Origin of the sequence: uncultured Capnocytophaga sp. (assembly GCF_937936315.1) — a bacterium.
Lineage (GTDB): Bacteria > Bacteroidota > Bacteroidia > Flavobacteriales > Flavobacteriaceae > Capnocytophaga.
In genome coordinates this window covers 47,167-59,579 of the sequence record NZ_CALGWU010000040.1, presented here as the reverse complement: position 1 = coordinate 59,579, position 12,413 = coordinate 47,167, and the positions used below count along the sequence as shown (strand labels likewise).

Annotated in this window: 12 protein-coding genes; 6 read left to right on the top strand and 6 right to left on the bottom strand. The window is 37.4% G+C overall.

Translation table 11 applies throughout. The features are described 5' to 3' along the window. Positions 1-103: 103 nt before the first annotated feature. The 6 genes from Q0162_RS07255 to Q0162_RS07230 form a co-directional block, all read right to left on the bottom strand. Positions 104-904: a hypothetical protein gene (locus Q0162_RS07255; RefSeq protein ID WP_297890702.1), complete on the bottom strand. Its 801-nt coding sequence runs from the start codon at positions 902-904 to the stop codon at positions 104-106. Positions 905-917: 13 nt separating this feature from the next. Beyond that, on the bottom strand, positions 918-1,202 hold the full coding sequence (locus Q0162_RS07250) for a hypothetical protein (RefSeq protein ID WP_297890701.1): 285 nt from the start codon (positions 1,200-1,202) through the stop codon (positions 918-920). Positions 1,203-1,287: 85 nt separating this feature from the next. Further along, entirely contained in the window at positions 1,288-1,914 is a 627-nt protein-coding gene (locus Q0162_RS07245) for a rhomboid family intramembrane serine protease (protein WP_297890700.1), read from the bottom strand. A 13-nt stretch (positions 1,915-1,927) separates the two neighbouring features. Continuing rightward, positions 1,928-3,406: a YfcC family protein gene (locus Q0162_RS07240; protein WP_297890699.1), complete on the bottom strand. Its 1,479-nt coding sequence runs from the start codon at positions 3,404-3,406 to the stop codon at positions 1,928-1,930. Further along, positions 3,403-4,515 carry a hypothetical protein gene (locus Q0162_RS07235; protein WP_297890698.1) on the bottom strand — a complete coding sequence of 371 codons (1,113 nt, stop codon included), beginning with the start codon at positions 4,513-4,515 and terminating at the stop codon, positions 3,403-3,405. The genes Q0162_RS07240 and Q0162_RS07235 overlap by 4 nt, the downstream gene beginning before the upstream one ends. Before the next feature lie 10 nt (positions 4,516-4,525). Beyond that, positions 4,526-5,461, bottom strand: a complete 936-nt coding sequence (locus Q0162_RS07230) for a phospholipase D-like domain-containing protein (RefSeq protein WP_297890697.1) — start codon at positions 5,459-5,461, stop codon at positions 4,526-4,528. A 233-nt stretch (positions 5,462-5,694) separates the two neighbouring features. On the opposite strand from Q0162_RS07230, the gene lepA reads away from it, so the two are divergent. The 6 genes from lepA (at position 5,695) to Q0162_RS07200 (ending at position 12,363) form a co-directional block, all read left to right on the top strand. Further along, on the top strand, positions 5,695-7,491 hold the full coding sequence (gene lepA, locus Q0162_RS07225) for a translation elongation factor 4 (RefSeq protein WP_297890696.1): 1,797 nt from the start codon (positions 5,695-5,697) through the stop codon (positions 7,489-7,491). A gap of 4 nt (positions 7,492-7,495) precedes the next feature. After that, positions 7,496-8,305 (top strand): hypothetical protein, encoded by an 810-nt coding sequence (locus Q0162_RS07220; protein ID WP_297890695.1) that lies wholly within the window; start codon positions 7,496-7,498, stop codon positions 8,303-8,305. Beyond that, positions 8,302-8,775: a Panacea domain-containing protein gene (locus Q0162_RS07215; RefSeq protein WP_297890694.1), complete on the top strand. Its 474-nt coding sequence runs from the start codon at positions 8,302-8,304 to the stop codon at positions 8,773-8,775. The genes Q0162_RS07220 and Q0162_RS07215 overlap by 4 nt, the downstream gene beginning before the upstream one ends. A gap of 64 nt (positions 8,776-8,839) precedes the next feature. Then, a complete protein-coding gene (locus Q0162_RS07210) occupies positions 8,840-9,436 on the top strand; it encodes a hypothetical protein (protein WP_297890693.1) in 597 nt (198 codons plus the stop codon). Positions 9,437-9,511: 75 nt separating this feature from the next. Then, positions 9,512-9,889 (top strand): DUF6331 family protein, encoded by a 378-nt coding sequence (locus tag Q0162_RS07205; protein ID WP_297890692.1) that lies wholly within the window; start codon positions 9,512-9,514, stop codon positions 9,887-9,889. A gap of 71 nt (positions 9,890-9,960) precedes the next feature. Then, positions 9,961-12,363 carry a TonB-dependent receptor gene (locus tag Q0162_RS07200; protein WP_297890691.1) on the top strand — a complete coding sequence of 801 codons (2,403 nt, stop codon included), beginning with the start codon at positions 9,961-9,963 and terminating at the stop codon, positions 12,361-12,363. Positions 12,364-12,413 lie beyond the last annotated feature (50 nt).

Sequence of the window (12,413 nt, the reverse complement as noted above, 5' to 3'; positions counted from 1 at the left end):
TTTGTCCTCCAAATATCTAATAGTGAGCACTCGTTAGCTTTCCAGAAAGGGGACAATTTGTAAATATAGTTGTAAATCAGCTTTGTATAAAGTTTTTTATATTTTAATTTCTGAATTCTAAAAAAGATGGATGAGAGCGTTGGTTGTTTTGAGGGTTGTTGCTGTTTCTCTTTCTATTCCTCTTTTTGTTTTTAGAGTTGGATAGTATTATTAAACCTATAGAAGCTAATAAAAGCAGTACTCCAAAACCAATACAAGCTATTTTGGCAAATAAGGACATATCACTTTGTTCATAAGCAGCAAGCAAAAGGATTGCCGCAAAGCCAAGTATTGCCATTGGAATAGTGATACGAAAAACTACAATCCCCAGCATTTGCTTGTAACGCGTCATATCTTTACCCAAGGCATAAAGCACAATTCCTACGAGGAGAAAATCAAAAAACAAGGCAAAGAAAATCATTACGGATAGCATTTTATAGAATCCTCTATCTGTTATAAAAATATTCCCTGTAGAGGGATTGTAGTTTACTTTGCAATACATTGTTTCCTCCTTGTAGGAATATGAACTATTGTAATGCACAGCTTTCTTTGTAATTGTATCTCCTTGTGAGGTTACTAACTGAAACACAGGTACTTTTACGGTAACTTCTATTGTATGGTCGCTACTATCTGTTTTCTCTCTTGTTTCATATACAAAATCTACGATTTTAGCGTTGTAAGTTTCACTTTGGTTTAAGTCTTTTATATATTGAACAACGGTTATCGGGAGCAATGTTCCAGCTAAAGTAATAGGGGATACTATTGCAAAAGTGATAAGATAAGTAAGAATCCCTGATTGAGGGCGAAATCGCTTTACAAAGTAATAAGTAAGGAGTATTGCTATTAAAATAATAGAAATATACATAAGGTTATTTTAATTATTTTCTACGAAATGAAATTCGGTTAAAACCACTTACACGGCGAGTTTCTTCTTTTATAAAAAAGATGTATATTATTGAAGGGATAAGAATAAGCATTCCCCAGCCTATACCATCAAAACTGGTAATATAGCTATATATTAGCAATGTCATTCCCACTACAAAAGAACTCAGAGCTATAATTTGTGGTACTTTTGAAGTTTTGGCGTAAAAATCGTTAGGCTGATATTGATGAGAATAATTGCAGTTTTTGCAAGTGATTTTCTTGTATTCTCCTTCTTGCATTGCAAACTCTACACGACTTGTGGCCTCAGTAGCACAAGAATTTTCATACCCACAATTTTTGCATTTTTAAAAGACTCTCATCTTATTACTTTTTTAACAACCGTACTCCCATATAGCCCAAAGGCAATGCCATTACTCCCAAATAGAAAGCGTGGCGTATCACTACCTCAGGGGCGTAGACTATTACTACTGCCAAGCCAAAGAGTGCCCCACCTAAATGAGCTGCGTGCCCTAAATTGTCGCCTTGTTGTGGGTTGAACATCATAAATACCGAATACCCAAAGTACAATGCTCCAAAGAGCCATCCTGGCAAGAAGTTTACACTCAATGCTGTAGGATATAGAGCAATAGCAGCAAAGATAATCCCCGATACAGCTCCCGAAGCTCCTATGGCAGAGTAATAGGGTTGATGTTTATAGATACGCAAACTAAAGATGCTCCCCAGTAGCATTGACCCAAAATAAATGAGCAAGAATAGTAGGTTACCCATAGAACCGATAATCACATCTTGAAAGAAATAGAGTGAAATCATATTAAAAATGAGGTGTTGCCAATCGGCGTGGAGGAAACCAGAAGATAACAGACGCACATAATCGCCTTTTTGCACCGCTCCTACATTAAATTTGTAGCGGTTGAAGAAAGTAGGGTTGTTGAAACCGTGATAACTTATTGCAATTGTAGCAACAAGAATAATGATAAAAGTGATATTCATAAGTTTTGTATTTTTAAATCCATAATAAAATAGTGAGTACTACTATAAGAATGAGTGCTAGTGGTGAGATGAAACGCAACCACTGTTTGTAGTTGATATTTACCATTGCTAGTGAAGGCAATATGAGTCCGGTAGGGGTGATAAAAGCCATTATTCCCATTCCAAAGAGGTAGGCACTTACCACACTATGTCCTTCTACTCCTACAACTGAAGCCAGTGAGCCTATAATGGGCATCGTTAGTACAGCCATTCCTGAGGAGGAAGCTATAAACAAACTGAGTAGCCCAAAAATAAGCATTAGCATTGGCAGAAAGACCATAGGCGACATTCCTTGCACAAGGTCGGTAGCATAATGTAAAATAGTACCTGATATTTGTCCGTCGTTCAATATAAACGATACTCCTCTGGCTATCCCAATGATAAAAGCAACGCCTAATAAATCGCGAGCTCCTGCCATAAATTCACTGATGAATTGCTGTTCACCACAGCGTTGCAAGAATGCAATAGCAATGACAGCAACCAAAAATAGTGCAGTCATTTCCATAAAACCCCATTCCCATTGCGATACGCCTATGATCATAATCACAAATGAGAGCGCAAATACTAAGAGTTCTATTTTAGTAGAAACTTTGAGAGAAGTGGTAGGTTCGGAGCTGTTAGAAGCATATATTTCGGGAATAGCTACTCCATATACAATTGATTTTTCGGGGTGTTTGCGCACTTTTTCGGCATAGCGGATAATATAAATAATACTTATCACAACACACAAAAACAAAGCTATGATGCGAATACTCAATCCCGATGTCCAATCTACTCCCGCGGCATCGGAAGCGATAATCACTGCAAACGGATTGGTAGTTGATGCCAATGTACCTATGTTGGAACCTATGTAGATTACAGCCAACGGTACCATTAGGTCGTAGCCTGCTGCCAAGAAAATAGGAACTATCATAGGGTAGAACACTAAAGTTTCTTCAGCTAAGCCAAAAGATGTACCTCCTAATGCCAAAAGTGTAGTGAGCAGAATGATAAGGATACCCTCACGTCCTTTGAGTTTGTGCGCTAAATAGCCAACCCCCATATTTAGAGCTCCCGAACTATTGAATACCCCTATAAAGCCGCCTAATACTAATACGAACAATATAATGTCAATAGTGTCGTAAATTCCTTTGATAGGAGCGAAGAGCACTGATTTAACACCTTGATAATGCGGTTGGCTCTGTACATACGTATTGGGAATTGAGATAGGTTTGCGTATTTTCTCTTCTTTGAATTTGCTTAACTGAATGTTGATCCCCAAATCCTTGAGCTGTTCTTGTGTTGCAGGTAGTGCATAAGTACTATCGGAAGTGTGAATTACAAAAGTATCGTTTGCTTTGTTATACTGTAAGGTGTTATAAGCCCCCGAAGGTAATAAAAAAGTAAGGCTGGCAGCTAAAATAATTACCAACATTAGTACCGTATAGGGAGTAGGGAATTTTAGTTTTTTCATTGGTTTGTTACATTGATTACTTCTTCGATGAAGTGTAATACAAAATCGCTGTTTTTCAGTTCGTAACTGAGACTTATAGGGGTAATGTTTTTGATAAGCAGTTTGCCATTCTGGTCGCGAGTATATCGTTTTTCTGTAGAGGTAAGGGTTATTTTGCCTTTTTGCATAGTGATGTTTTGTAACTCATAAAGTTGCCACTCTGTACGATGGTCGGCAAAGAATACTTTTTCCTCGATAATCTTGGTGTTGGCAATCACGTATTTGCCTTGTAGTTCGCCATTTTCATTGATTCCCATTGGGAAGACATCAAAACCGCCGTTTTCTTGGAAAATATCAATCACCTCTCCACTCTCATCGTATTGTATGGGGCGTAGTTCTTTGAGCTTTCCATTTTCGGTAACCAAAGTAATACTACTCCAGTGTTTTTTATGTTTGGTTAAGAGTACTTGCCCAGTATGTAAATCGTAAATAGTTTTAATCCACACCTTATCCGATGGATATTGTGCCAAGAAGCAGAAGTGCTGAAGTTTATCTCTTGAAAGCACTTCAAAAGATAATTCGCTGTAGTCAGGTTTTGCTTGTACATTGTAAAGAGGTAGAGGAAAAGGGTCACCATAAGGGTTTTCATCATAATAGAATTGATGTGTATTAGGATCATAATCCAAACATGCAAAGTTTTCCTCTTCTATACCTCCTAATACTACTGAAAACCAATCAAAACCACCTATTTCTACCCTGCAATAGTACAAATCTATTACTGTAGGGGTAGGCTTAAAACCATACGCCAAGGCTGCTTCACGAATAAAATCAGTAAGCTCTTTGGTATAGCCAAGATACAAAAATCCCCAAAGGAATTCAGGCATTTCTTCTTCCTCTGGGTTATTAAAAGTAGAGAGTTGCTCGCAGAGGGTTTGTATAGCTTCTGCGAGGTAAGTCTGTTTGTCTGTGGCTTGGTCAGCTTTTTCTAATTTAGCCAAGAAAGCCTCCAAATGAGCGTTACAATCGGTGATGTTTTCTTCAGTATAGTAACGGTCTTCCTCAATGGTTGCAGAGAGTTCTGCACGCATTTGCGCGATGATTTGGTCTTTTTGAGTAATGAATTGGGACATTTGCTTTATTTTATGATTGTTTGGCATAGCAACTATAACACAAAGGTGTTGCTACGGTTACTTTTTTCTCTTCACCACAACAATGACAGTAGTTTTCCTCATAAAAACGATTGCCAAATTTTGCCCATATAGGGTAGCAACTTTCACATAAAGGCATCAATGGATTAAGTGGTATTTCGGTATTACAACGTATGCAATGTCCTTTCTTTTCTTGTGGAGCAGCTTGTGCAATAGGTTGTACTATTTCTTGTGTTATAGCTTGTGGAGTCTCCTCTTGTACTGCTTTTTCAGGTGCAGGCTCTCTTTCTGTGCGTTGTCTGTTCTCCGCATTTACATAGTTTTCAGGCACAAAAGAAGAGTAACGGATAGGCTTCACGGCTCTGTTTGAGAGTACATCATCTACCAAGTCTAAATGTACGGTAGAGCCTACATAGTCTTTTGCCAGACCTAAAAACTTCTTGTTGTAGTTAGGGCGTTTGGCAAAGATAGTGTAACCGCTGTCAAGCACACTCATAATGGTATTTTTGGAAGTCTCGAAGAAGTTGTTTTTGTTCACAAGGTCGGTGAGGGCTTTTTCGGCAAGTACGCCAAACTCTACATTGTTTACCAAGGAATAGTCCATAAGGTTCATAGAGGTAATGACCGACTGTTTTTCGTTCGCATAATACTTGCCGTGCAATTCGGGGATGTAAACAATAGTAATATTCGGGAAAGTCAAGAAGTATTCTATTTCTTCCCTTTTGAAACTGCGCTCTTTATTGCGTTCGTTTTTGCCAAAGCCAATGAGAATATGCAGTTTGGAGTTGTTCAGGTGTTGTTTAAAGATATTATCTTTGAGGTAATCACCCAGCTGAATATAAGGCGAAATGATGATAAGTTCTTTTTCCGCCTTAAAAAGAGTGTCGTAAATAGTATCCGATAGCGGTTTTCCAGTTAAAAAGTCCATAGTGTTTTTTTATTACGAGGCAAAGATAATAAAAAAAAAATGAATAACAATATTAGAGGATTAGTGTATGATGGATTTTAGCTTTTTAGTAACTTCTCTAGAGAGGCTTCTAATGAGTATTTTTGTTAATTCACTAATTATTTACTACCTTTGCGCCCTTAATTACTGATAGTTGCGGCATATCGCCTCGTAACAACAACTATCAACTAAATAGCTAACGACTAATTTATACAATGAAAAACATACGTAACTTCTGTATTATTGCACATATCGACCACGGCAAGAGCACTTTAGCCGACCGTTTGCTCGACTTTACCCAAACCGTTACTGAACGCGAAAAACAAGACCAATTGTTGGACAATATGGACTTGGAGCGCGAGCGCGGTATTACTATCAAAAGCCACGCTATCCAAATGGAATATGTGTACAAAGGCGAAAAATATACCCTCAATCTTATTGATACCCCAGGTCACGTGGATTTCTCTTACGAGGTATCCCGTTCCATCGCTGCTTGCGAGGGGGCTCTCCTCATCGTAGATGCCGCTCAAAGCATTCAGGCACAAACGATTTCCAACCTCTACTTGGCGCTCGAAAACGACCTTGAAATCATTCCCGTACTCAACAAAATAGACCTCCCCAGTGCTAACCCCGAAGAGGTGAAAGACGATATTGTAGATCTTCTCGGTTGCTCGCCCGATGACATTATCCCTGCCAGTGGAAAAACAGGCTTGGGGGTAGAGGCAATTTTAGAGGCTATTATCGAGCGTATTCCTGCGCCTACTGGTGACCCTAAAGCACCGTTACAAGCGTTGATTTTCGACTCGGTGTACAACTCTTTCCGTGGGGTGGAAACCTACTTCCGCGTGATGAATGGTGAAATACGCAAAGGACAGAAAATCAAATTTATGTCCAACGGAAAAATCTATGATGCCGACGAAGTGGGTACGCTCAAACTCAACCAAGTGCCCAAACAAGTGATAGGCACTGGCGATGTGGGTTACCTTATCACTGGTATCAAAGATGCGCGTGAGGTGAAAGTGGGTGACACGATTACCTCGGCAGTAGATGGCTGCAAAGAGGCTATTGATGGTTTTGAAAACGTAAAACCGATGGTATTTGCGGGTATTTATCCGGTAGACACCGAAGATTACGAAGAGTTGCGCGCCTCAATGGAAAAACTCCAACTGAACGATGCTTCCTTAGTGTTTACCCCTGAAAGTTCTGCCGCTTTGGGCTTTGGCTTCCGCTGTGGATTCTTAGGAATGTTACACTTAGAAATCGTACAAGAACGCTTGGAACGCGAGTTTGGTATGACCGTGATTACTACCGTACCCAACGTAAGTTACCACGCCTTTACCAAAAAAGAACCCGAAAAAGCGATTATCGTAAATAACCCTTCCGACCTCCCCGACCCTTCTAAATTAGACCGCGTGGAAGAGCCTTATATCAAGGCGAGCATCATTACTAAATCAGATTTTATAGGTCAGGTGATGTCGCTCTGTATTGAAAAACGCGGTGTCATCACCAATCAGCACTACCTCACCCCTGAGCGTGTGGAGCTGAACTTTGATATGCCACTTGCTGAAATCGTGTTCGACTTCTACGATCGCCTCAAGACCGTCAGCAAGGGGTATGCCTCCTTTGACTATTCACCTATTGGGATGCGTGCTTCCAACCTTGTGAAAGTGGATATTCTCATCAACTCACAATCGGTAGATGCCCTCTCTGCCCTTATCCACGCCGATAATGCTTATAATATAGGCAAAAAGATGTGTGAGAAACTCCGCGAACTGATCCCGCGCCAGCAGTTTGACATTCCTATCCAAGCTGCTATTGGGGCTAAAATTATCTCACGTGAGACTATTAAAGCCCTCCGCAAAGACGTTACTGCTAAGTGTTACGGAGGGGATATCTCGCGTAAACGTAAGCTCTTAGAGAAACAGAAAGCCGGTAAAAAACGTATGCGCCAAGTGGGTAACGTAGAGATACCACAGAGTGCGTTTATGGCGGTGTTGAAGCTGAATGATTAGTGAAATGAGAAATAAGTTAAAAAACTCAATAGATTGGATGTTTGATAAATCTAATATTGTTTTAGCTATTTTAGGTTTAGCTTTATCTATAATAGATATATCAAATCTTGATGAATATGTTATTGGTAGCTCAGAGTTTCCATTAGGAAAAGTATTCTATTGTTTTGTAATAATAATCTTTTTTTCTTTTTGTGTGATATCATTTTTTTATGGAAAAGAAATTGATAAGTTAGAGCAAGAAAATATGAATAAGAGTCAAAAAATAAGAGATTTAGAGTCAAGTTTAAATAATGTTGTCAATGATACTAATGACTTATTCAAATCATATTTAAGACTATTAATTAGAAATCTTAACTTTTCTCATACAGAAAGAATTAGTATGTATAAAGTTTATAATAATAGATTTAAACTTATAGGAAGAACCTCTGAAAATCCAACATTAGAAGAAGAAGGGAGAAAAGATTATCCAATAGATCAGGGTTTTATAGGAAAAGGTTGGGCAGAAAGGGATTTCTTTATAGATGATCTACCAGATTCTTCTAACAAAACTTATTATAATCGAATTAATACTATCAGTAAAATTCCACGGGACGTTGTTGATAATATAAAAATGAAATCTCGAACTTATTTTGTATATAGAATTAATGGATATGATAGTTCCCCAAAAGCAGTATTAGTTTTTGAAAGTTTAAAAGAAAAAGCATTTAAAAAAGACTTTATTATAGAAAAATTAAAAGATGTGAAGCAGCCATTAATAATGTTTACAGAAAAAAACAATGGTGTTGTAGCAATAGAAAATAATATGAATATATGAATAATTTAGAAAAATTAATTAGATATATTCTCTTAAATTACCCTAATCTTCAGGAATTATCAAAACCAAGATTAGTAAAACTTATCTATATTATAGATTGGCGGTATACTATCGAAAATGGGAAACAATATACAGATATTAATTGGGTGTACAATCATTATGGACCTTATGTTAATGATGTTATTAACTTAATGAAGAAAAATCCTAATATCTTTAAAGTAGAAACTTATTCCAATCCTTTTGGAGGAGGTAATACAGATAAATTTGATTTAGTTGATAAAACAAAGATTGAATTAGATGAGAATATAAAAAGTATAGTGGACAGATTTATAGATTATACATACAAATTAACTTGGAGTGATTTTATAAATTTAGTTTACTCATCATATCCTATAAAAGTGAATCTAAAATATTCAACTTTAAATTTAAAAGAATTAGCGATAGAGTTTAATAAGCTTCATAATAATTAATTTTTTATGACAATACCCAAGCTAATACTCGCTAAAGAAATCGTACAAGTTATATAACACAAAAATGAATAATTTATTTTTTCAAGTAGCTTTTCCTTTATTTCTTTGTATTTCAGGGAAATGGATTTCAAAATCTGTATTAGATTTTTTGCAGAGACAAAATAAGAAATTTAGTAACTTTATTTATACAAAGCTAAGCTTTAGGAATTACCATTATGGTTTGAATACCAATATAGTATTTGTAGCTATGCTGATACTTTTTGGAATTTTTATTCCCAAACAAGTTAAGCTAGAAAATCAGAATGAAAAATATAGGACAGAATTATCAATATACAGAGAAGGAGAAAAACCAAAAGTTGAACTTTATACAGAGGCAGGAAAAATTGCAGAGCTTGATCGTAATATAAAATTGATAGATTGTTTAAATATAATATTTAAAGGAGTAATCTATTTTATAATATTATTTTTTGGAGTTCGTATTGCTCTTTCAGAAATAATTAATAAAGAAGTTTCTGAATTTGAGAGAGATTTAAAAATGTTAAAACCAATTATTAACAAAGAAGAATTTGAACAATTAGAGTCTTTATGGGCTCAAATGAGAAGTGTTGAAGATTTTAGAAGTATAAAAGCAAAGATAAAAGAACTGAAAAGTAAAGATTAAGTATGAGCGAAATATTAGATAATATTATTAAAAATAACCTTAATCTAAACCTAATTGTTAATTATCAATTTTCAATTGTTAATCCTCCCTATGCCCATCCTCATCAACAATAACCTCTTTATCAAAGAACTCCCAATAGATTACAATGGGAAGTTATTAGATCTCGACCCTTATATTGTACCGCTAAATATATTTTTTAATAAGTTAGAGGTAGAATGTGTTAGGGAGTGCTGTGGTATTCAGGCATTTTCGTTTATGCCTGAGGATATCCACAAGGCGCTTGTAGGACTATCTACTGAAACTATTGTAACACAACTCAAAGCAATGCAAACTACTATTGAGGAACAATGGTGGTACAACACTGTAGGCAGCACTATTCTAAACAATAATTTTGATAGAAAAGTATTTTTGCGACTATTAGCGCATATTATAAAAACCATTGAATCACAATAAAAACACATTTATTTTGTAGAGTGTGTTTTTTTTTTACATTTGCACCATTATTCACCAACAACTATTGTACAATGAAAAGATTAAGTTTCTTATTGTGCCTGCTATGCACACTCACAACCCTTTCTGCACAAACACAGTACACCGTAAAAGGTTTTGTGCATAACGCTTCACTCGAAGGCATTGCCAATGTGGCTATCAAAGTATTAGATGCCGATACAAACTTTATTGTAAGTGAACCTATTACCGAAGCTAACGGACTCTTTAGCTTTACTTCTTCCCCTCGCAAATTGCGTATTTATATTGAAGGTACTAACGACTATCTGTCGTATACAGGCGAACCTTTTCAGCTGAATAAATCTATTGAAATGCTTGCTATCGAACTAAAAACATCAGTTGCTTTAGAAGAAGTAGTCATTACAGCTCCTCAAAAGAAAGCTGCGGTATATATGGAACAGGGCAAGATTGTATTTTCACCTAAAAACAGCCTAACACACGCCTCTGGAACGGCTCTCGATGCGCTAAAAAGCACTCCTAATGTAGTAGTAGATAGCAAAAATCACCTGAGCATTGGCGGAAAAAGCAATGTGTTGGTGCTTATTAATGGAAAACCTACCTATATGCAACCCGACGATTTGGCGAGTTATCTGAAATCTATCCCAATGGCACAAATCAAAAAAACGGAATTATTGCTCAACCCTCCTGCCGAGTACGAGGCTCAAGGGGGAGCAGGTGCGGTGAACATCGTATTGGATAAAAAAATGGTGGAAGGTACGTTCTTCTCTTTGAACAACGGGCTGTCGTATTGGTGGAATCTGCGCCAAAATACGGAACTCCAGCTGCAACACAGCGTAAAAAAAGGTATATTGCGTTTGGGTTACAATCATCAGTTAGGGCATTACGCAATGGATTACGGCAGCGAGCGCCTACAAAATGGCTTGCGTTATGAAAGTCCTACCGATGATACCGAAAAACGCAAAACTATTGCAGGACATATTGGCTATGACTATTTACCTGATGAACAACATACTTTAGGCGTGCAACTCTCTGCCAACACCCTATTTGGCAAAGGAACTACTAGTACAACCACTCGCTTTTTCAATGCTGCCAATGTATTGGAAAAGACATTATCGGGCTACAACGATTACTTTATGCAAAAAGCTAACCGCTACAGTGCTAATGCTTATTACACTTTTGCACCTTCCGATAACGAACGCTATCAGTTGGACATAGATTACGCTTTTTTCGATGGTGGTTCAGGGAATTGGCAACCTAATACTTACCGCACGCCTGCGGGCAATGTGCTTTCTCACGAGCTATATCTTTCCGAAAACGACCGCAAAATACATATCTTCGCTACTTCTTTTCGTTCGGAATTACCGCTATGGGGAGGCAGCCTTACAGCAGGAGCTAAGTACTCACAAGTGTTTTCGGATAATAGCTTTCAGTTTTACAGACACTTGGCTTCCCATAACATCATAGATGTAAACCGCTCTAATGCTTTCGACTTCAAAGAGCGTATTTTTGCCGTTTATGTGCAATATCACTACCCTATTACCGACCGCCTGTCTGCTGAGGTAGGCGTGCGCAACGAGACCACTTTTTCTAACGGACTTTTATTGCCTATTGAGGGCAGTGGAAATAGCCAACAAGAGCATAAAAAACACTATACTAACTTCTTCCCTACCCTGAGTTTGCAATACCAATACAATGATGACCTACAGCTATTTGCAGGCTATAGCACTCGCATCAACCGACCTGAATACCAAAATCTCAACCCGTTTGAATACCTCTTAGACGAATTGTCGTATTGGAAAGGAAATCCATTTTTAGCTCCTGAAAAAATACAAAAAGCTACCCTTTCAGCTTCGTATAAAAAAACTTCTTTCACAATGACTTACAGCTACTCTACCGACTTTTTTAGCAGTATCAGTGAGCCTTTCCAAAGTAACAAAATCATTTCAATTCCTAAAAATATAGGCAGTCAGCACCATTTGCTCTTTTCACTCTATCAAGAACTGAATTGGGGCAAGGGTTGCCAAACGACCCTTACTCCTAATCTCAGTTATATAGAGAATAAAGGCACTGTATTAGAAGGTAGCGAGTTACACCTCAATCGTTGGCAATATAGTATAACAATGCAAAATTACTTTCGTTTGCCTTGGCAACTCAAAGGCGAACTCACTGCGGTTTACAATTCGCGCAGATTAGCAGGTATCAACGAGATAGCCAAATCTTCAGGCGGTATAGACCTTGGGTTACAGCGCATTTTCTTAAACAATCGCCTTACAGCCACCCTTAGTTTTACCGATATTTTCCATACCCAGCGCTGGGACAGCGAGAGCCATTTGCTTAACTTAGACCTTTATGCTTACGGCAATAGCGAAAGCCGGCAAGTCAAACTAAACCTCACTTATCAGTTTGGAAAAGCCAAAGAAGTCCATACAAACGAACTTGAAGAAGTAGGGCGATTGTAATTTTTTAGCGTTTTATTTCGCTATAATAGTAAAAAGATATATCTTTGCAG